Consider the following 19,385-nt stretch of genomic DNA (forward strand, 5'->3'; position numbering starts at 1 on the left):
CCGTGTGGGGAAGCCGTAGCGAAAGCGAGTCCGAATAGGGCGATTGAGTTGCACGCTCTAGACCCGAAGCGGAGTGATCTAGCCATGGGCAGGTTGAAGCGGAGGTAAGACTTCGTGGAGGACCGAACCCACCAGGGTTGAAAACCTGGGGGATGACCTGTGGTTAGGGGTGAAAGGCCAATCAAACTCCGTGATAGCTGGTTCTCCCCGAAATGCATTTAGGTGCAGCGTCGTGTGTTTCTTGCCGGAGGTAGAGCACTGGATAGGCGATGGGCCCTACCGGGTTACTGACCTTAGCCAAACTCCGAATGCCGGTAAGTGAGAGCACGGCAGTGAGACTGTGGGGGATAAGCTCCATGGTCGAGAGGGAAACAGCCCAGAGCATCGACTAAGGCCCCTAAGCGTACGCTAAGTGGGAAAGGATGTGGAGTCGCAGAGACAACCAGGAGGTTGGCTTAGAAGCAGCCACCCTTGAAAGAGTGCGTAATAGCTCACTGGTCAAGTGATTCCGCGCCGACAATGTAGCGGGGCTCAAGCGTACCGCCGAAGTCGTGTCATTGCAGCAATAGGGCCAACGCCCGCTGTGATGGGTAGGGGAGCGTCGTGTGCCGGGTGAAGCAGCAGCGGAAGCTAGTTGTGGACGGTTCACGAGTGAGAATGCAGGCATGAGTAGCGATACACACGTGAGAAACGTGTGCGCCGATTGACTAAGGGTTCCTGGGTCAAGCTGATCTGCCCAGGGTAAGTCGGGACCTAAGGCGAGGCCGACAGGCGTAGTCGATGGACAACCGGTTGATATTCCGGTACCCGCTTTGAAACGCCCAATATCGAATCAGGCGATGCTAAGTCCGTGAAGCCGTTCCGGACCCTTCGGGGAAAGGAAAGTGGTGGAGCCGACGAACCAGACTTGTAGTAGGTAAGCGATGGGGTGACGCAGGAAGGTAGTCCAGCCCGGGCGGTGGTTGTCCCGGGGTAAGGGTGTAGGCCGAGGGGTAGGCAAATCCGTCCCTCATTAAGGCTGAGACCTGATGCCGAGCCGATTGTGGTGAAGTGGATGATCCTATGCTGTCGAGAAAAGCCTCTAGCGAGTTTCATGGCGGCCCGTACCCTAAACCGACTCAGGTGGTCAGGTAGAGAATACCGAGGCGTTCGGGTGAACTATGGTTAAGGAACTCGGCAAAATGCCCCCGTAACTTCGGGAGAAGGGGGGCCATCACTGGTGAAGGAACTTGCTTCCTGAGCTGGGGGTGGCCGCAGAGACCAGCGAGAAGCGACTGTTTACTAAAAACACAGGTCCGTGCGAAGCCGTAAGGCGATGTATACGGACTGACGCCTGCCCGGTGCTGGAACGTTAAGGGGACCGGTTAGTGCGCTTTCGGGCGTGCGAAGCTGAGAACTTAAGCGCCAGTAAACGGCGGTGGTAACTATAACCATCCTAAGGTAGCGAAATTCCTTGTCGGGTAAGTTCCGACCTGCACGAATGGCGTAACGACTTCTCGACTGTCTCAACCATAGGCCCGGTGAAATTGCACTACGAGTAAAGATGCTCGTTTCGCGCAGCAGGACGGAAAGACCCCGGGACCTTTACTACAGTTTGATATTGGTGTTCGGTTCGGCTTGTGTAGGATAGGTGGGAGACTTTGAAGCCGTGACGCCAGTCATGGTGGAGTCGCCGTTGAAATACCACTCTGGTCGTGCTGGATGTCTAACCTCGGTCCGTGATCCGGATCAGGGACAGTGTCTGATGGGTAGTTTAACTGGGGCGGTTGCCTCCCAAAGAGTAACGGAGGCGCCCAAAGGTTCCCTCAGCCTGGTTGGCAATCAGGTGTTGAGTGTAAGTGCACAAGGGAGCTTGACTGTGAGACCGACGGGTCGAGCAGGGACGAAAGTCGGGACTAGTGATCCGGCGGTGGCTTGTGGAAGCGCCGTCGCTCAACGGATAAAAGGTACCCCGGGGATAACAGGCTGATCTTCCCCAAGAGTCCATATCGACGGGATGGTTTGGCACCTCGATGTCGGCTCGTCGCATCCTGGGGCTGGAGTCGGTCCCAAGGGTTGGGCTGTTCGCCCATTAAAGCGGTACGCGAGCTGGGTTTAGAACGTCGTGAGACAGTTCGGTCCCTATCCGCTGTGCGCGTAGGAATATTGAGAAGGGCTGTCCCTAGTACGAGAGGACCGGGACGGACGAACCTCTGGTGTGCCAGTTGTCCTGCCAAGGGCATGGCTGGTTGGCTACGTTCGGGAGGGATAACCGCTGAAAGCATCTAAGCGGGAAGCCTGCTTCAAGATGAGTATTCCCACCTCCTTGAGAGGGTAAGGCTCCCAGTAGACGACTGGGTTGATAGGCCAGATGTGGAAGCCCGGTAACGGGTGGAGCTGACTGGTACTAATAGGCCGAGGGCTTGTCCTCAGTTGCTCGCGTCCACTGTGTTAGTTCTGAAGTAACGACCGTGTTGTCATCCGGTTGGTCAACTTCATAGTGTTTCGGTGGTCATAGCGTTAGGGAAACGCCCGGTTACATTCCGAACCCGGAAGCTAAGCCTTTCAGCGCCGATGGTACTGCAGGGGGGACCCTGTGGGAGAGTAGGACGCCGCCGAACAATCATTGCGGGAAGCCCCGCACCAGCCCTCCGGGGCCGGTGCGGGGCTTTTCTGCGTTTACCGCGAGGTTGTGAGTCGGGCCAGTACGGGGGGCTGGACTGCGGCGGCGGCTGTCGATTCGCGCAGTAGGTCGGTCAGATCATGGGATCGCGCCCGTTCACTGGTCAGAGTGGCTGCTGTGATGCGGTCGAGTCGGAAGCCGCGGCCGGCACGGCGGGTGCGACACCAGGCAATGAGGTACCAGCGGCCGCCTGCGGCCAGGAGACCGGCCGGTTCCACTGCACGTCGGCTTTGCCCGCCTGCTGCGTCGGTGTAGGACAGCCGCAGCACCGTGCTGGTCGTGAGGGCCTGCTCGACCGATTCGCGGACTGCGCTGCCGGTCCGCGTCGGCAGCGAGACGATCCGTGCGGCGAGGTGTTGGGCAGCGACGGAGGCGGGGCCGGTCATCGAGGCCGTGATCTTCTGGGCTGCCGTGCGGGCTGCGCCGGCGTAGGGGGTGGAGATGTCGGCCGTGGCGAGCGCGGCGGTCAAAGCCGATGCCTCTTCGGCGGTGAGATGGATCGGGGGCAGGGTCATCTCCGGGGCGATCGACCAGCCGCCGCCCCGTCCGGGCACGGAGCGCACGGGTTTTCCGGCCTCCATCAGTGTCTGGAGATCACGCTGCACCGTGCGTGTGCTCACCTCGAACCGTGTGGCGAGAGCCGCGACCGTCACCGGCCGCGGCGCCGCCGCGCGCAACTCTTCGACCAGCGCGTACAGTCGGGAAGTGCGGTTCATGGCACCGACGCTACCGTCACGAGGTGGCCAGGAAGTCCCGCTCTCGCCGTAGCTCCCGCTCGGTGACGGTCAGCGGGAACAGGGTGAAGCCGTGCATCGCGCCGGCGACGACGCCGAGTCGCACGGGCGCGCCCGCCGCTTCCCACCGCGCGGCCAGGAAAAGAGAGTCGTCCAGCAGCGGATCCTCGGTGCCCACGACGATCCGGGCGGGCGGCAGCCCGGTCAGGTCCGCAAAAAGGGGCGAGACCTCCGGGCTACGGCGCTGCTCGTCTCCCATCCCCGGTGTGAACAGTTCGTAGCTGCCCCGCAGGCTGTCGGTGTTGCTCAGCAACCTCCGGTCGCCGAAGTTGCGCTGACTCGGTGTCATCGACAGGTCGTAGGGCCCGAAGAGCAGATGTGCTGCCCGGAAGGCTCCGGTGACGCCGTGTCGGTCGCGAAGGCGCAGCAGCGTCATGACACTGAGGTGGGCGCCGGCCGATTTACCGCCGATCAGCAGTCGTTGCGTTCCGAACTCGGCCAGGCCGTGGTCCACCAGCCAGCGGGCGGCGGTTTCGCAGTCGTCGGGTCCGGCGGGGTACGGGTGTTCCGGCGCAAGGCGGTAGTCGACGCTGACCACGGCCAGCCGAGCCCCCTCGGCGAGGCGCCAGAGCCGCTCGTCCTGTCCGTCGGCGGAGCCGAACGCCCAGCCGCCTCCGTGGATGTGCAGGTACACGCCGTCGACGTGGTCCGGCACGAAGGTCCGTACCGTCACTGCGCCGTCGATGACACGGTTCCGGCCGTGCGGCAGCCTCGTCGGCGGGGCGTCGCCGCCGAGCCGGTTGCGCCGCAGGAGCGTCAGCGTCGCCGCGCTCCGCGCCTGTTCGCCGGTCGGACGGTCCGCGCGGGCGGCTGCGAAGTGGTCGTTGAAGGTCAGGGTTTCTTCGAGGCAGTCCTGGTCTGTGATCGTCATGCCGCCGACGGTCGCAGCTGCCCGCGACAACGCCCTGTCACCCTTTTGGCGTGACCTGGGTCACTACCTACAGGCGGCCCGAGGCCTTGAGGGCGAGGTAGGCGTCCGCGAGGGCGGGGGCCAGGGTGTCCGGGGTGGCGTCGAGGACGTGGACGCCGAGGCGGGTGAGGTGGTCGGCGGTGCGGCGGCGCTCGGATTGGCTGCGGGTGGCGGCCGCCGCGTCGTAGACGGAGTCGAGGGTGCCGCGGGAGCGGGCCATCTCGGCGATGTGCGGGTCGGCGACGGAGGCGAGCAGGACCGTGTGGCGTTGGGTGAGGCGCGGCAGGACGGGGAGGAGGCCCTCTTCGATGGGGGCGGCGTCCAGGCTCGTCAGGAGGACCACCAGCGAACGGCGCGGGGCGGTGCGCAGGATGGTGGAGACGAGGGAGCGGGCGTCGGTCTCGACGAGTTCCGGTTCCAGGGTGGCCATGGCGTTGACGAAGGCGGGGAGGGTGTCGGCGGCCGAGCGGCCCTGGACCTGGGCGCGGGGGCGGCGGTCGTGGGCCAGGAGGTCCACGCGGTCGCCCGCCCGGGTGGCGAGCGCGGTGAGGAGGAGGGCCGCGTCCATGGCGGAGTCCAGGCGGGGGGCGTCGCCGACGCGGCCGGCCGAGGTGCGGCCGGTGTCGAGGCAGACGAGGATGTGGCGGTCGCGTTCGGGGCGCCAGGTGCGGACGGCGACCTTCTGGCCGCGGGCGGTGGCGCGCCAGTCGATGGACCGGGTGTCGTCGCCGGGGAGGTAGTCGCGCAGGCTGTCGAACTCGGTTCCCTCACCGCGCGTCAGGAGGCTGGTGCGGCCGTCGAGTTCGCGGAGCCGGGCCAGGCGCGAGGGGAGGTGCTTGCGGCTGGTGAACGGGGGCAGGACACGGACCGTCCAGGGCACGGTGTGGGTGCCCTGGCGGGACAGGAGCCCCAGAGGCCCGTAGGAGCGGACCGTGACGCGGTCGGCGTGGCGGTCCCCGCGGCGGGTGGGGAGCAGGTGGGTGGTGAGGCGGCGGCGTTCCCCGGCGGGGACGACCAGGTCGTGGCGGGACGCGCCGGGTTCGGTGCCGGCGGGCCAGCTGCTGGGGGGCCAGGCGTCGCGTACGCGGGCCCGCAGTCTGCGGCCGCCCGGGTTGGTGACCGTGAGGTGGACGTCGGCGGTCTCGCCCAGGCGCACGGAGGTGTCGCCGGAGCGGGCCAGCCGCAGGGCGCGGACGGGCGCCGCCAGGGCGTAGTCGACCGCGCAGGCCAGGCCGAGGGCGCCGTTGACCGCGAGGATGCCGGTCCAGCCGGGTTCGAGGATGCCGACGGGGAGGCTGCCGAGGGCCGCGAGCAGCGCGGCGCGTCCGGTGAGCGCCATCAGCGGGGGACGGGGACGTGGGACAGGATCGCGGTGATGACCGCGTCGGCGGAGACGCCCTCCATCTCGGCTTCCGGGCGCAGTTGTACGCGGTGGCGCAGGGTCGGCAGGGCGAGGGCCTTCACGTCGTCGGGGGTGACGTAGTCGCGGCCGGTGAGCCAGGCCCAGGCGCGGGCGGTGGCCAGCAGGGCGGTCGCTCCGCGCGGGGAGACGCCGAGCGTCAGGGAGGGCGACTCGCGGGTGGCGCGGCAGATGTCGACCACGTACGCGGCGATCTCGGCGGAGACGGTGGTGTTCTCGACCGCGGTGCGGGCGGCTTCGAGTTCGGCGGGTCCGGCCACCGGGCGGATGCCGGCGGCGTGCAGGTCGCGGGGGTTGAAGCCGGCGGCGTGGCGGGTCAGGACGCCGATCTCGTCCTCGCGGGACGGCAGGGGGACCGTCAGTTTGAGGAGGAAGCGGTCCAGTTGGGCTTCGGGGAGGGGGTAGGTGCCCTCGTATTCGACGGGGTTCATGGTGGCGGCGACGAGGAAGGGCTCGGGGAGCTTGCGGGGGACGCCGTCGACGGTGACCTGGCGCTCCTCCATCGCCTCCAGGAGGGAGGACTGGGTCTTGGGGGGCGTCCGGTTGATCTCGTCGGCCAGGAGGAGGTTGGTGAAGACGGGGCCGTTCTGGAAGGAGAACTCGGCGGTGCGGGCGTCGTAGACGAGGGAGCCGGTGACGTCGCCGGGCATCAGGTCGGGGGTGAACTGGACGCGCTTGGTGTCGAGTTCGAGGGACGCGGCGAGAGCGCGTACGAGGAGGGTCTTGGCGACGCCGGGGACGCCTTCGAGGAGGACGTGGCCCCGGCACAGGAGCGCGACGACGAGTCCGGTGACGGCGGGGTCCTGGCCGACCACGGCCTTCGCGATCTCGGTGCGGAGCGCTTCCAGGGAGGAACGGGCGCTGTCCGTGGTGGCCGTCATGAGGTGCGGACCTCTCTTTCGAGGGCGTCGAGGTGGTCGGCGAGCGCGACGAGTGCCGCGTCGTCGGGGGGCGGGGTGCCGAAGAGCAGGGTGGCGGGGTCCGTGGGACGTCCGGCGGTGAGCCGGGAGGTCACGGCGGGGAGCAGGGTGGCGGGCTCGTGGGCCTGGGTGGCGGGTACGCCGACCAGCGCGGCGAGGCGTTCGCGGCTCGCGGTGCGCAGCACGGTCGCGGCGCGGTCGCGGGCGCCGGCCCTGCGGTAGAGGCGGGCGCGGCCTTCGGTGGTCTCGGAGGCGCGGATGACCACCGGGAGGTCTTCGGTGACGAGCGGGCCGAGGCGGCGGGCCCGCCACAGGGCGGCGAGGGCGGCGGCGACGAACAGCTGGAGCAGGGCCCAGGTCCAGCCGGACGGGACGAGGTCGAGGAGGCTCTTGTCCTCGGGGGCTTCGTCCGGGGCGAGCTGGTCGGCGGGGCCGGGGAGGTACCAGACGAGTGCGGGGCGGGTGCCGAGGATCTGGAGGGCGAGGGAGGCGTTGCCCTCCTCGGCCAGGGTCCGGTTGAGCAGGATGCTCTCGGAGCCGACGAGGACGGTGTCGCCGTCCTTGGCGGGCGCGGGCAGCACGAGGAGGGTGGCGCGGCCGCCGTCGGGGTAGCAGGCGGTGGCCGCAGTGAGGCCGGTGCTGTAGCGGGGGCCGTCCCCGGTGGTGGCGCGGCCGGCGGCGCGGGCGGCGGGCAGCGCGCAGTCCGGGTCGAGGACGCGGTGGTCGGAGTACGGGTGGGCGCGTACGGCGGGGGCCAGCTCCGGGAGGCTCGTGGAGGTCGGCGCGAGGAGTACGGTGCGGCCGCCGGAGCGTTCGGAGGCGCTGCGCAGGGTGCGCAGGCGGGTGTCGTCGAGGGTGTCGGGGTCGGTGACCAGCAGGGTGGTGCGGGGGCCGGTGGCGGCGGCCGCTTCCTGGGCGGTGGTGACGACGCGGGTGGTGACGCCCCGCTGGTGGAGGAGTTCGGCGACGGCGCGGCTGCCGTAGGGGTCGGGGGAGCGGGGGTCGAGGCGGCCGTGGTGTCCGTCGGACTGGAGGGCGGCCAGGGTGACGCCGCCGACCAGGAGGACGCCGAGGGCGGCCAGGAAGCCCCGGGAGCGGAGCCAGAGGGTGGTGGTCCGGGGTATCGCCGCGGTGGCGACAGGGGCGGCTGTGGCCGGATCCTGGGGGGTCCGGGCGGTGGAGGTGGGGCCGGTCATGCCGTGGGTCCCGTCAGGAGCGGGGTGGCGCGTTCCAGGGTGAGGTCGAGGGTGCGCAGCCGGCCGTAGGTGTCGGGGTCGCCGGTGCGGCCGCCGTAGGTGACGTCGTCGAAGGCGCGGGCCGCGGCGCGGAGGTCGTCGGCGTGCTGCGGGAGGCCTGCGGCGGCTTCGGCGGCGGCCTCGTCGGCGGTGCGTCCGGGGCGCGGGTCGAGCAGGGTGCGTTCCTCCAGGGCGCGTACGACGGCGCGCATCCGTTCTTGGACGGCTTCGGTCCAGCGGCCGGCGGCGGCGTGGGCGTCGGCGGCGGCGCGGTGGTCGGCGGCGGTGCGCGCGGCTTCGCCGAAGAGGGTGCCGGCGGACGTGGCGGTGCGGCGGGGGGTGCCGAGCCGCCACCACAGGGCGCCGATGGCCAGGGCGGCCAGGAGGACGACGACGGACAGGCCGACCGCGCCTCCGGGGGTCGCCCCGGAGGCACGGTCGAAGAAGTCGCCGAGCCAGTCCCAGAACCGGTCCAGCGCCCGCTGGAGGGGGCTGGGGTCGTTCTGGTGGTACAGCGGCTTGGACAGTTCGCGTTCGGCCGCCTCGCGGGCGGCGTCGCGCCCGGTCGTCACCGGTGGTGTGGCGGCGGCGACGGCGATGAGTCCCCCCGTGCTCATCGGTGTGTCAGCCTCCGTACCCGGGGCCGCCGGCGGTGCTTTCGTAGCCCTGGAGGCCGGCCGCGCGGCCGAGTTCCATGTCGAGGGCCTCGCGGCGGATGCGCTGGTCGATGTACAGCAGGACGGTGACGCCGGCTTGCATCGGCAGGACGAACGTCATGCTGATGACCGCGCCGATGCCGCTGATGAGCAGGAACGACCAGGACTGCGCGACGGAGCCGTCGGCGAGCCCGGAGAGGCCGCCGGAGTTGGTGAGCAGGGCGAGGACGGTGAAGGGCAGGGTGGCGATGCCCGAGACGATGGCGGCGATGACGGTCGTGAGGACCGTGATGCCGAACATCCGCCACCAGGAGCCCTTGACCAGCTTGGCGGAGCGCTTGAGCGAGGTGATCACACCGGCCCGCTCCAGCATCAGGGCCGGTGAGGCCAGCAGGAAGCGGAACCACAGCCAGACGAAGACCGGCAGGGCGAGGAGTGCGCCGAGGAGGGTGAAGCCGACGCTGCCGAGGAGCGCACCCGGCAGGATCAGCACTCCGACGAGGACGGCCGCGCCGACGCCGAGGAGCAGGGTCAGTCCGATCAGCGGCAGCAGGCGGGGGCGTGCCTCGCGCCAGGCCTCGCCGACCGAGGAGGGCCGGCCGATCACGGCGCGGCTGTAGATCACGGTGAGCAGCGCGGTGGCGAGGACGCCGAGGAGGAGCTGGATGAAGCCGTTGGAGACGCTGAGGACGAGGGTGTCGCGCAGGTCGCCGAAGAATTCGCTCTCGCTCGTGTCGGCCGTGGCGGTGGCGATGTTGCCCAGGCCGTACTTGCGGACCAGCATGCTGCCGACCTCGGTGAGGACGGACACGACGAGGCTGACGGACAACACGGAGCGCCAGTGGCTGCGCATCGTGCTGACCGCGCCGTCGAGGATCTCGCCGAGGCCGAGCGGGCGCAGCGGGATCACGCCGGGCTTGGCGGCCGGGGGCGGCCCCCAGGGGCCGCCGGGGTGGCCGTACTGGCCGCCGTAGGGGGAGCCGTACTGTCCGGGCTGCCCGGGCTGGGCCCCGTACGATCCCCAGCCGGCGCCCTGCTGCGGCTGTGGCGGGGGCGTCTGTGCGGGCGCGGGGGCCTCGGCGGCGGGGCTGGACCACTGGCCGGGAGGCGGCTGCGCCTGGGACCACTTGGAGTCGGCGGGAGGCTGTGCGGGGGGCTGTATGCCCTCCGGCGTACCCGGGCCGCCCGGGCCGCTCTGACCGGCTTGGCCGCCCTCGCCTTCCGACGGGGAGGGCCCGGGCGAAGCCCAGCCCGGAGAGTCGTTCATCTCGCTCCTTCACGTGCGTCCGCTGCGGCAGGGGCGCAGGTCGGCTGCCATCGTGCCACGCGGGAACGGGGAGCGGGCCGGGTGTCCGCCAAGATCCGGTGCGCTCCCGCCTACAAATGTCGCCCGGATCCGGGGCAGACTGGTCGCCCGGATCGCCACGCAGGTCGAAGGGGCGATTTCCAGCCCTTTTGGCTGTGGGGCAGCTCACCGCCAGGTAACGATTAGCTAATGGGATGATGTCAAGCATGAAGGGACGAGTCCTTGTCGTTGACGACGACACCGCGCTGGCCGAGATGCTCGGCATTGTGCTGCGTGGAGAAGGTTTTGAGCCGTCGTTCGTAGCGGACGGTGACAAGGCATTGGCGGCCTTCCGGGAGGCGAAGCCGGACCTGGTGCTGCTCGACCTCATGCTGCCCGGACGGGACGGCATAGAGGTGTGCAGGCTGATCCGGGCCGAATCGGGCGTGCCGATCGTCATGCTCACGGCGAAGAGCGACACCGTCGACGTCGTCGTGGGCCTGGAGTCCGGGGCCGACGACTACATCGTCAAGCCGTTCAAGCCGAAGGAGCTGGTGGCCCGCATCCGGGCCCGCCTGCGCCGCTCGGAGGAACCGGCGCCCGAGCAGCTGGCCATCGGTGACCTGGTCATCGACGTGGCCGGGCACTCCGTCAAGCGCGACGGTGCCTCGATCGCCCTGACCCCGCTCGAATTCGACCTGCTGGTCGCCCTCGCGCGCAAGCCCTGGCAGGTCTTCACCCGTGAGGTGCTGCTGGAGCAGGTCTGGGGCTACCGGCACGCGGCGGACACCCGCCTGGTCAACGTGCACGTGCAGCGGCTGCGCTCCAAGGTCGAGAAGGATCCCGAGCGCCCCGAGATCGTCGTGACGGTCCGCGGTGTCGGCTACAAGGCCGGACCGAGCTGACATGCAGCCCGGCAAGCCCCGGGGCGGCTCCCGTCGGGGAGCCCTGCGGGGCGGCCGACTGCTCAAGGACCGAGTGGCCGGCAGCCCCGTGCTGCGGCTGTGCGTACGCCTCGTGCGCCGGCCGCTGCTTCCGGCTGTCCGGCTCTGGCGGCGCAACATCCAGCTGCGGGTCGTCGCCACCACCCTGCTGCTCTCGCTCACCGTCGTCCTCGCCCTGGGCTTCGTGGTCATCGCCCAGGTCAGCAAGGGCCTCCTCGACGCCAAGGAGGAGGCCGCGCAGAGCCAGGCCGCCGGTGGCTTCGCGGTCGCACAGGAGAAGGCCAACACGCCCTTCGCCGCCGACGGGGCCGACGTCACCGACAACAAGGTCGGCCGGGACGCCAGCACCTGGATGAACTCCCTCGTCAAGCAGCTGGCCAGCGGTGGCCAGACCGCCTTCGAGGTCGCCGCGCTCGGCGCGGGGGCGGGAGAGCCGGCCGCGCCCGGCGCCCAGGGCGTCAAGGGCGCACGCGCGTCCGGCAACGTCGATCCGACCGCCAGCGTCCCCCTCAGCCTGCGCCGCGCCGTCAACCACTCCACCGGCACCTTCAAGACCTTCTCCGAGATCCGCTACACCGCCGGCTCCGGGGAGAAGGCGCCCGCGCCCGCGCTGGTCATCGGCAAGCGGCTCACCGACATCAACGGCGACCCGTACTTCTTGTACTACCTCTTCCCGCTGACCCAGGAAGAGGAGTCCCTCAACCTCATCAAGGCCACCATCGCCACCGCCGGCCTGTTCGTCGTCGTGCTGCTCGGCGCCATCGCCTGGCTCGTGGTGCGCCAGGTCGTCACGCCCGTCCGGATGGCCGCCGGGATCGCCGAACGGCTCTCCGCCGGGCGGCTGCAGGAGCGGATGAAGGTCACCGGCGAGGACGACATCGCCCGCCTGGGCGAAGCCTTCAACAAGATGGCCCAGAACCTCCAGCTCAAGATCCAGCAGCTGGAGGAGCTGTCGCGGATGCAGCGCCGGTTCGTCTCGGACGTCTCCCACGAGCTGCGGACCCCGCTGACGACCGTCCGGATGGCGGCCGACGTCATCCACGACGCCCGCGTCGACTTCGACCCCGTCACCGCCCGCTCCGCCGAACTGCTCGCCGGACAGCTCGACCGCTTCGAGTCGCTCCTCGCGGACCTGTTGGAGATCAGCCGGTTCGACGCGGGCGCCGCCGCCCTGGAAGCCGAGCCCATAGACCTGCGCGACGTCGTGCGCCGCGTGATCGACGGCGCCGAACCGCTGGCCGAGCACAAGGGCACCCGGATCCGGGTCCTCGGCGACACCCAGCCCGTCATCGCCGAAGCCGACTCCCGGCGCGTCGAGCGGGTGCTGCGCAACCTCGTCGTCAACGCCGTCGAACACGGGGAGGGCCGCGACGTGGTGGTCCGGCTCGCGTCCGCGGGCGGGGCCGTCGCCGTCGCCGTACGCGACTACGGGGTCGGGCTCAAGCCCGGCGAGGCCACCCGCGTCTTCAACCGGTTCTGGCGCGCCGACCCCGCCCGTGCGCGGACCACCGGCGGGACCGGCCTCGGCCTGTCCATCGCCGTCGAGGACGCGCGGCTGCACGGGGGCTGGCTCCAGGCGTGGGGCGAGCCCGGAGGCGGCTCGCAGTTCCGGCTCACCCTGCCGCGCACGGCCGACGAACCGCTGCGCGGCTCCCCGATCCCGCTGGAACCCGAGGACTCCCGCTCCAACCGGGCCAGGGCCGCCGCCGAGGCAGCGGCCCGCGCCGGCTCCGCCAACGGCCCGGCGGGGGACGGGCCCCGGCCCGCCGACCGCTCCCCGATACCGCCGCGCCCGGCGGTCGCCACCGCCATGCCGGTCCCCGCCGATCCGACGGCGCTGCCCGGCAACGGGGCCCGGGTCGTGGCGCGTCCCATCGACCAGGCGGCCGATCAGGCCGCCGAGCAGCCAGCACAGGAGGACGGACCCGGTGGACGCTGAGCGCGGGCCGGCACACGTACAGGCCCGGCAGGGCAGGACGGGGCCGTCGGCCGTCCGGGCCCACGCCGCGCTCGGCGCGCTCGCCCTGCTGCTCGCCGGCTGCGCCTCCATGCCCGACAGCGGGGAGATCCGGCAGGTCCAGGCCTCGCAGGGCGTCGACTCCCAGGTCCGGGTGTTCGGCGTACCGCCCGCCGACAACGCCAGCGCCGCCGACATCGTCGACGGCTTCCTGGAGGCCATGACCAGCGACGACCCGCAGCTGGAGACGGCCCGCAAGTACCTCACCCAGGAAGCCGCGAAGAACTGGAAGCCCGGCTCGGCCGTCACCGTGCTCTCCTCGGGCCTCGACCGCTTCCCCGTCCAGGGCACCAAGGAGCCCGAGGACACGCGGTGGAAGGTCACCGGCAAGAAGCTCGCGACGGTGGACGAGCGCAGCGCCTACCAGCCGGAGACCGGCGGGGTGCGCTACGAGGAGGAGCTCCAGCTGGTCCGGGAGAAGGACCAGTGGCGGATCGCGACCCCGCCGAGCAGCCTCGTCCTCAGCGAGTCCGACTTCCAGCGCATCTACAAGCCCGTCAACAAGTACTACTTCGCGGGCGGCACGCTCGTCGCCGACCCGGTGTACGTGCGCCAGCGCAGTGACCCCGACTCGCGGATGGACCCCACCACCCAGACCGTGCAGTCGCTGCTCGCCGGACCTTCCAAATGGCTGGCCCCGGTCGTCACCTCCAGTTTCCCCACCGGGACGGAACTGCGCGCGGGCACCAAGTCCCTCTCGTACGACGGCCAGAACACGCTGCGCGTGCCGCTGAACGACAAGGCGAAGAACGTCGCGCAGCCGCAGTGCCAGAAGATGGCCACCCAACTCCTGTACACGGTGAGGGACCTGACGGCGTCCCGGCTCGACCGCGTGGAACTGCTGCGCCCCGACGGCAAGACCTCGCTGTGCTGGGTCACGCGTTCGGCCGCGGTGGCGATCGCCAACCCGGCGCCCAACCCCGAGCACCAGTACTACGTCGACAAGGACTTCCGGCTCGTACGGATGTCCCTCAACGTCAAGGCCGAGGACCAGCAGCAGGACAAGCCGGAGCCCGTGCCCGGGCCGCTGGCGACGGCCACCGGGTTCAAGGTGGGTTCGGCGGCCGTCACCTACGACGAGAAGCGGGCCGCGGTCGTCTCCGACGACGGGCACGGTCTGTACGTGGTGACGCTGACGACCGCCGGACCGATGCCGCAGCCGCTGCCCCTTCCGGCGGGCCGGACCGGCAAGCTGACCGCGCCCAGCTGGGACACCCACGGCGACCTGTGGATCGCGGACCTCGACCCGCAGAACCAGGGGCTGTGGCGGGTGCCGGGCGGTACCGGGACACCGCAGAAGGTGGAGGTGGCCGGGCTGGACGGCGGCCGGATCACCGCCGTCAAGGCCTCCCCCGACGGGGTGCGCATCGCGCTGCTCGTCGAGAAGGACGGCAGTCGCAAGAACCTGTACACGGGGCGGATCGAGCGGCCCGACGGCAAGGCGGACGCCTCGCCGGTCTCCGTCCGCGAGCTGCGGCCGGCGGCTCCGCAGATGGCGGACGTGATGGCGATGAGCTGGGGGCCGCGGGCCCGGCTGCTCGTGGTGGGCCGGGAGAGCGGCGGGGTCGTGCAGGCCCGCTACATGCTCTCCGACGGGTCGACGGCGGCCGCGAGCCTGCCCGGCGCCTCCGGTCTGGCCGGGGTCGCGACGACCGAGGACGAGGAGAAGCCGGTGGTGGCGTTCTCCGACGAGGACGGCATCGTGTGGCTGCCGCCGGGGGCGCAGTGGCGCACGGTGGCGGCGGGCGGCCGCGCGCCGGTCTACCCGGGCTGAACCGCGCGCCCCCTCAGCGGGTGCGGCGGGCTCCGGCTCCCGGTTGTCCACAGGGGTGGCGACCGGTCCGGCCGGGCGGCACAGTCCTCGTATGCGGGGGTGGTGGCAGGAGCTGGCGGGGCTGGTGCTGCCGGCCGACTGCGCCGGGTGCGGGGCGCCGAGGGTGGTGCTGTGCGCCCGGTGCCGGACCGCCCTGGGCGGCAGCGGCGCCGGACGGGTGCGGCCCGCGGCGGCTCCGGCCGCCCTGCCCGTGGTGCACGCCGGCGCGGCGTACGGGGGCGCGGTACGGGCCGTCGTGCTGGCCCACAAGGAGCGCGGCGCGCTCCCGCTGGCGGGCCCCCTGGGCGCCGCACTGGCGGCGGCCGTGCTGGCGGCGGCCGTGCTGTCGACGGGCTCGGGCGGGGCGGGTGGGTTAGGGGAGGGGGAGGCGGGGGAGCTGGCCCTCGTCCCGGTGCCCTCCACCCGCCGTCAGACCCGGGCCCGCGGCCACGACCCGGCACGCCGGATCGCGCTGGCCGCCTCGGCGCGACTGCGCGGGGCCGGTGTTCCCGCGCGGGTGGCTCCCGTCCTGCGGTTGCGGCGCCGGGTCGCCGACCAGGCGGGTCTGGGAGCCCGGGAGCGGTGGGTGAACCTGGCCGGGGCCCTGGAGGTGCGCCCGGCCGGGGTGCGCCTGGCGGGCGGGGCGCGGATCGTGGTGGTGGACGACGTACTGACGACCGGCGCCACCCTGGCGGAGGCGGCGCGGGCGCTGCGGGCCGGCGGGCTGCGGGTCGCCGGGGCGGCGGTGGTGGCGGCTCCGGCGGGCGCCTTCGGGCCGGACCGGCCGTCGCCATGCCCTCCGCCCGGGGAATCCGGCGCGTGGACCGCATAGATGTGGAACCCGGGGGGAAGGCGGCTCGTTACAGATCACAAGAGATGCCCAAGACGTGCACAAGAGCAAAAAGCGAGCTGAACAGAACTGAACGGAGGTATGTTCCGGCAGCGGGTGCCGACAACCGGCAGAGAGAGATATGTTCGGTTGTGAGGACTGGCGATCCTTGGGCCCCACGTCATCGGAGCACCGACCCGCCCGTTTTTGAATCTTCGTGTCAGAGGGTGTCTCTCTGCTCCGAAGTCGGTGGGATGTGGATCTTGCCGATGGGGGAGTAGGAGGTGAAAGTCGCCAAGTCCGAGGCTCTGGTGTTCACCGGAGCCTGGTGCGAAAGGGAGACGCTTCGCCCCGAAAGGCGGAGCTATCCGGGAACGGAGTTCTGCGTGGACATCGTCGTCAAGGGCCGCAAGACCGAAGTGCCCGAGCGGTTCCGCAAGCACGTGGCCGAGAAGCTGAATCCCGAGCGGATCCAGAAGCTCGACGCCAAGGTGATCAGCTTGGACGTCGAGGTGTCCAAGGAGCACAACCCGCGCCAGGCCGACCGTTCCGACCGCGTGGAGATCACCCTGCACTCGCGGGGCCCGGTGATCCGGGCGGAAGCCGCGGCAGCAGACCCGTACGCGGCGCTGGACCTGGCTCAGGACAAGCTGGAGGCCCGGCTGCGCAAGCAGCACGACAAGCGCTACACCCGCCGCGGCAACGGCCGACTCTCGGCGGCCGAGGTCGCCGACGTCGTGCCGGGCGTCGCACAGCTCAACAGCAACGGGGAGCCCGTCTCCGAGGAGCGCACGGACGGGGTCCCGACCACCCGGATCGGGTCCCTTGAGGTACAGGGCGAGGGCCCGCTCGTCGTCCGGGAGAAGACCCACTCCGCCGCACCCATGTCGCTCGACCAGGCCCTGTACGAGATGGAGCTGGTCGGCCACGACTTCTACTTGTTCGTCGATGCCGACAGCAAGCTGCCCAGCGTCGTCTACCGGCGTCACGCCTACGACTACGGCGTCATCCACGTCAATCCCGACGGCGCCTCCAGCACGGAGGAACCGCGCGGCGGCGCCGGCGGATCGCTCGGCGGCTGAGCGTTCGAACCTTGCCCCCGTGGAGTGCCGTCCCGGCCTCCGCGGGGGCACTTGTATGACGCGTATGAGCCAGTCGGCCCTCCGACGGGGCCCCTCCCCGGGGCCGGGGCATGGAATCATGGCGGGCAGTCAGGCGGCGGCCCAGCCCGCCGCCTTGGCCCGACAGGCGGCACGGGCGGTCGGCCCGGGCGGTGGGCGGGCGAGCAGGTCGAGCTCGGCACATGCAGGGGGAGGAACGATGGCGGACAGCTTCGGGCCGGTACGCGGTGACGACGGCGCGGGCTGTCGTGAGGCGGGGCGCGTGGCGGACGGTCACGGGGACGCCCCGGCCGACGGGTCCGCCGGGGAGCCGATCCGGGTGCTCGTGGTGGACGACCACGCCCTCTTCCGGCGCGGGCTGGAGATCGTCCTCGCCCAGGAGGAGGACATCCAGGTGGTCGGCGAGGCCGGGGACGGCGCGGAGGCGGTGGACAAGGCCGCCGACCTGCTGCCGGACATCGTCCTGATGGACGTACGGATGCCCCGGCGCGGCGGCATCGAGGCGTGCACCACGATCAAGGAGGTGGCGCCCTCCGCGAAGATCATCATGCTGACGATCAGCGACGAGGAGGCGGACCTCTACGAGGCGATCAAGGCGGGCGCGACGGGGTACCTCTTGAAGGAGATCTCGACGGACGAGGTCGCGACCGCGATCCGGGCGGTGGCGGACGGCCAGTCGCAGATCAGCCCGTCGATGGCGTCGAAGCTGCTGACCGAGTTCAAGTCGATGATCCAGCGGACGGACGAGCGCCGCCTGGTACCGGCGCCCCGGCTCACGGACCGGGAGCTGGAGGTCCTCAAGCTGGTGGCCACGGGCATGAACAACCGGGACATCGCCAAGGAGTTGTTCATCTCCGAGAACACCGTGAAGAACCACGTGCGCAACATCCTGGAGAAGCTCCAGCTGCACTCCAGGATGGAAGCGGTGGTGTACGCGATGCGCGAGAAGATCCTCGAGATCAGGTAGCCGGCTGCGCGTGGCGTCAGCCCAGCGCGGCCAGTTCAGCCGTGACCGCCGCGGCCTCCGCCGGGGTGCCGGCCCGCTCCACGCGCACGGAGTCGCAGCCCACCCAGGACGCCGCCTCCAGCAGGGCCTCGGCCATCGGCCGGGCGGCTTTGGGGCTGGTCAGGGAGAGCTGCCGGGCCACCAGCGTGGCACCCTCGCGGGCCGGATCGACCCGGCCCTGGAGCCTGCCGGCGGCCAGCAGCGGCATCGCGAAGTAACCGTGTATCCGCCGTGACTTGGGGACGTACGCCTCCAGTCGGTGCGTGAAGCCGAAGATCCGCTCCGTCCGCGCCCGGTCCCACACCAGGGAGTCGAACGGCGACAGCAGCGTCGTGCGGTGGCGGCCGCGCGGGACCGTGGCCAGCGCCGCCGGATCTGCCCACGCGGCCCTTCCCCAGCCCTCGACCGCCACGGGCACCAGCCCCGAGTCGGCGATCACCGTGTCGACCTGGTCGCCCTTGAGGCGGTGGTAGTCCGCGATGTCGGCGCGGGTGCCGACGCCCAGGCTCTGTCCGGCGAGCGCGACGAGCCGGCGCAGGCACTCGCGGTCGTCCAGGTCGTCGTGGAGCAGCGCGTCGGGGACGGCCCGCTCGGGCAGGTCGTAGACCCGCTTCCAGCCGCGCCGCTCGGAGCAGACCACCTCACCGGTGTCCAGCAGCCACTCCACCGCGATCTTGGTTTCGGACCACTCGAACCACTCCCCGCCGTTCTTGGCGCCGCCCAGCTCGGTCGAGGTCAGCGGGCCGTCGGCCCTGAGGCGGTCCAGGACGGCCCGGGTCGAGCGCTCCTTGTCCTGGAGGACGTGCCACCGGTGGCCGCGCGCCCGGCGGGCGCGGCGGCGGAACGCGAAGTGCGGCCACTCCTCGATGGGCAGGACGCAGGCCGCGTGGGACCAGTACTCGAAGGCGTGGCGGTCGGACCAGTAGGCCTTCTCCACGGTGTCGCGGCCCACGGCGCCCAGGCGCGCGTAGGGGACCAGCTCGTGCGAGCGGGCCAGCACGGAGATCGTGTCCAGTTGTACGGCGCCCAGGTGGCGCAGGACCCCGCGGACGCCGCCCCGGCGGTCGGGCGCCCCGAGGAAACCCTGCGCGCGCAGGGCTATCCGGCGCGCCTCGTCGGCGGACAGGGACACGGTCGGCGGCGGCGCGGTCGTCATGGCCGCAGCTTAGGACGGGGCACTGACAACGGGCAGGTACGGGAGGGCGGAGGGCAGGCCGAGGTCCGAGGGGAGCAGGGCGCCGACCCAGCAGTCCCGGGCGGTGCCGGCCCGTAGGAGGCCGGCCCGCAGGAGCCCCTCGAAGCGGAAGCCCACCTTCTCCGCGACGGCCCGCGAGCCGGAGTTGCCGGCCTCGGCGCGCCATTCGAGCCGGGCGGCGCCGACCTCGGTGAAGGTCCAGCGGGCGACGGCGAGCAGGGCCTCGGCCATGTAGCCGCGGCCGCGGTGCTCCTTGGCGGTCCAGTAGCCGACCTCGTACCCGCCCGGCCCCCGTACGTGGACGCCGACGGCCGCGACCAGCGGGCCCCGGGCGCCGAGGCGGACGGCGAAGGTGTACGCCGTGTCGTCGCGCCAGCCGTCCGGGACCATCTCGCGGACGAAGCTGCGGGCGTGTTCGCGCGCGTACGGGGAGGGCACGAGGGTCCAGCGCTGGATGTCCGCATCCTGCGCGGCGGCGTACACCTCGTCCTCGTCGGCGGGGGTGAAGGGCCGCAGATCGAGGCGCTCCGTGGTCAAGGTGGTGGGCTCCATGAACGGATTCTGCTGCGGCGGCACGC

The 19,385-nt window shown here is 71.1% G+C and carries 15 protein-coding genes and 2 rRNA genes (1 of these 17 running past the window's edge); 8 read left to right on the top strand and 9 right to left on the bottom strand.

Going from position 1 to position 19,385, the window contains the following annotated elements; all coding sequences use genetic code 11:
- Nucleotides 1–2,410: ribosomal RNA gene (locus OG861_RS19300) — 23S ribosomal RNA — on the top strand; it begins 713 nt to the left of the window's first position.
- 73 nt (nucleotides 2,411–2,483) lie between these two features.
- Nucleotides 2,484–2,600, top strand: a 5S ribosomal RNA gene (rrf, locus tag OG861_RS19305).
- A 58-nt stretch (nucleotides 2,601–2,658) separates the two neighbouring features.
- On the opposite strand, the gene OG861_RS19310 is transcribed toward rrf, so the two are convergent.
- The 7 genes from OG861_RS19310 to OG861_RS19340 all read right to left on the bottom strand — a co-directional run bounded on the left by OG861_RS19310 (nucleotide 2,659) and on the right by OG861_RS19340 (nucleotide 9,864).
- Nucleotides 2,659–3,378, bottom strand: coding sequence for a helix-turn-helix transcriptional regulator (locus tag OG861_RS19310; RefSeq protein WP_329195693.1), 720 nt, complete (start codon nucleotides 3,376–3,378; stop codon nucleotides 2,659–2,661).
- 16 nt (nucleotides 3,379–3,394) lie between these two features.
- Complete coding sequence (locus OG861_RS19315; RefSeq protein ID WP_330261822.1) at nucleotides 3,395–4,327, bottom strand: alpha/beta hydrolase; 933 nt, start codon at nucleotides 4,325–4,327, stop codon at nucleotides 3,395–3,397.
- Between the two features lie 67 nt (nucleotides 4,328–4,394).
- On the bottom strand, nucleotides 4,395–5,705 hold the full coding sequence (locus tag OG861_RS19320) for a DUF58 domain-containing protein (protein WP_329195689.1): 1,311 nt from the start codon (nucleotides 5,703–5,705) through the stop codon (nucleotides 4,395–4,397).
- Nucleotides 5,705–6,667 carry an AAA family ATPase gene (locus tag OG861_RS19325; RefSeq protein ID WP_329195687.1) on the bottom strand — a complete coding sequence of 321 codons (963 nt, stop codon included), beginning with the start codon at nucleotides 6,665–6,667 and terminating at the stop codon, nucleotides 5,705–5,707. Before OG861_RS19325 ends, OG861_RS19320 begins: the two co-directional genes overlap by 1 nt.
- Complete coding sequence (locus tag OG861_RS19330; protein ID WP_329195685.1) at nucleotides 6,664–7,902, bottom strand: DUF4350 domain-containing protein; 1,239 nt, start codon at nucleotides 7,900–7,902, stop codon at nucleotides 6,664–6,666. Before OG861_RS19330 ends, OG861_RS19325 begins: the two co-directional genes overlap by 4 nt.
- A complete protein-coding gene (locus tag OG861_RS19335) occupies nucleotides 7,899–8,558 on the bottom strand; it encodes a DUF4129 domain-containing protein (protein ID WP_329195683.1) in 660 nt (219 codons plus the stop codon). Before OG861_RS19335 ends, OG861_RS19330 begins: the two co-directional genes overlap by 4 nt.
- 7 nt (nucleotides 8,559–8,565) lie before the next feature.
- Nucleotides 8,566–9,864 (bottom strand): hypothetical protein, encoded by a 1,299-nt coding sequence (locus OG861_RS19340; protein ID WP_329195681.1) that lies wholly within the window; start codon nucleotides 9,862–9,864, stop codon nucleotides 8,566–8,568.
- A 233-nt stretch (nucleotides 9,865–10,097) separates the two neighbouring features.
- On the opposite strand from OG861_RS19340, the gene mtrA reads away from it, so the two are divergent.
- The 6 genes from mtrA (at nucleotide 10,098) to OG861_RS19370 (ending at nucleotide 17,573) form a co-directional block, all read left to right on the top strand.
- Complete coding sequence (gene mtrA, locus OG861_RS19345; protein ID WP_189973359.1) at nucleotides 10,098–10,787, top strand: two-component system response regulator MtrA; 690 nt, start codon at nucleotides 10,098–10,100, stop codon at nucleotides 10,785–10,787.
- A gap of 1 nt (nucleotide 10,788) precedes the next feature.
- Complete coding sequence (gene mtrB / locus OG861_RS19350) at nucleotides 10,789–12,765, top strand: MtrAB system histidine kinase MtrB (protein WP_329195679.1); 1,977 nt, start codon at nucleotides 10,789–10,791, stop codon at nucleotides 12,763–12,765.
- On the top strand, nucleotides 12,755–14,617 hold the full coding sequence (locus OG861_RS19355; protein ID WP_329195678.1) for an LpqB family beta-propeller domain-containing protein: 1,863 nt from the start codon (nucleotides 12,755–12,757) through the stop codon (nucleotides 14,615–14,617). Before mtrB ends, OG861_RS19355 begins: the two co-directional genes overlap by 11 nt.
- Before the next feature lie 91 nt (nucleotides 14,618–14,708).
- Nucleotides 14,709–15,488: a ComF family protein gene (locus tag OG861_RS19360; protein WP_329195677.1), complete on the top strand. Its 780-nt coding sequence runs from the start codon at nucleotides 14,709–14,711 to the stop codon at nucleotides 15,486–15,488.
- A gap of 383 nt (nucleotides 15,489–15,871) precedes the next feature.
- Nucleotides 15,872–16,567: a ribosome hibernation-promoting factor, HPF/YfiA family gene (hpf, locus tag OG861_RS19365; RefSeq protein ID WP_443056763.1), complete on the top strand. Its 696-nt coding sequence runs from the start codon at nucleotides 15,872–15,874 to the stop codon at nucleotides 16,565–16,567.
- A 238-nt stretch (nucleotides 16,568–16,805) separates the two neighbouring features.
- Nucleotides 16,806–17,573 carry a response regulator transcription factor gene (locus tag OG861_RS19370; protein WP_329195675.1) on the top strand — a complete coding sequence of 256 codons (768 nt, stop codon included), beginning with the start codon at nucleotides 16,806–16,808 and terminating at the stop codon, nucleotides 17,571–17,573.
- A gap of 16 nt (nucleotides 17,574–17,589) precedes the next feature.
- Here OG861_RS19370 and OG861_RS19375 read toward each other — a convergent pair whose 3' ends face one another.
- Both OG861_RS19375 and OG861_RS19380 read right to left on the bottom strand, forming a co-directional pair.
- Entirely contained in the window at nucleotides 17,590–18,768 is a 1,179-nt protein-coding gene (locus OG861_RS19375) for a winged helix-turn-helix domain-containing protein (RefSeq protein ID WP_329195674.1), read from the bottom strand.
- Between the two features lie 9 nt (nucleotides 18,769–18,777).
- Nucleotides 18,778–19,359 carry a GNAT family N-acetyltransferase gene (locus OG861_RS19380; protein WP_329195672.1) on the bottom strand — a complete coding sequence of 194 codons (582 nt, stop codon included), beginning with the start codon at nucleotides 19,357–19,359 and terminating at the stop codon, nucleotides 18,778–18,780.
- Nucleotides 19,360–19,385 lie beyond the last annotated feature (26 nt).

Origin of the sequence: Streptomyces sp. NBC_00539 (assembly GCF_036346105.1) — a bacterium.
Lineage (GTDB): Bacteria > Actinomycetota > Actinomycetes > Streptomycetales > Streptomycetaceae > Streptomyces.

Excerpts from the sequence above, each read along its gene's own strand:
- OG861_RS19310 (WP_329195693.1), bottom strand. The coding sequence starts at position 3,378 with ATGAACCGCACTTCCCGACTGTACGCGCTGGTCGAAGAGTTGCGCGCG.
- OG861_RS19315 (WP_330261822.1), bottom strand. The coding sequence starts at position 4,327 with ATGACGATCACAGACCAGGACTGCCTCGAAGAAACCCTGACCTTCAAC.
- OG861_RS19320 (WP_329195689.1), bottom strand. The coding sequence starts at position 5,705 with ATGGCGCTCACCGGACGCGCCGCGCTGCTCGCGGCCCTCGGCAGCCTC.
- OG861_RS19325 (WP_329195687.1), bottom strand. The coding sequence starts at position 6,667 with ATGACGGCCACCACGGACAGCGCCCGTTCCTCCCTGGAAGCGCTCCGC.
- OG861_RS19330 (WP_329195685.1), bottom strand. The coding sequence starts at position 7,902 with ATGACCGGCCCCACCTCCACCGCCCGGACCCCCCAGGATCCGGCCACA.
- OG861_RS19335 (WP_329195683.1), bottom strand. The coding sequence starts at position 8,558 with ATGAGCACGGGGGGACTCATCGCCGTCGCCGCCGCCACACCACCGGTG.
- OG861_RS19340 (WP_329195681.1), bottom strand. The coding sequence starts at position 9,864 with ATGAACGACTCTCCGGGCTGGGCTTCGCCCGGGCCCTCCCCGTCGGAA.
- mtrA (WP_189973359.1), top strand. The coding sequence starts at position 10,098 with ATGATGTCAAGCATGAAGGGACGAGTCCTTGTCGTTGACGACGACACC.
- mtrB (WP_329195679.1), top strand. The coding sequence starts at position 10,789 with ATGCAGCCCGGCAAGCCCCGGGGCGGCTCCCGTCGGGGAGCCCTGCGG.
- OG861_RS19360 (WP_329195677.1), top strand. The coding sequence starts at position 14,709 with ATGCGGGGGTGGTGGCAGGAGCTGGCGGGGCTGGTGCTGCCGGCCGAC.
- OG861_RS19370 (WP_329195675.1), top strand. The coding sequence starts at position 16,806 with ATGGCGGACAGCTTCGGGCCGGTACGCGGTGACGACGGCGCGGGCTGT.
- OG861_RS19375 (WP_329195674.1), bottom strand. The coding sequence starts at position 18,768 with ATGACGACCGCGCCGCCGCCGACCGTGTCCCTGTCCGCCGACGAGGCG.
- OG861_RS19380 (WP_329195672.1), bottom strand. The coding sequence starts at position 19,359 with ATGGAGCCCACCACCTTGACCACGGAGCGCCTCGATCTGCGGCCCTTC.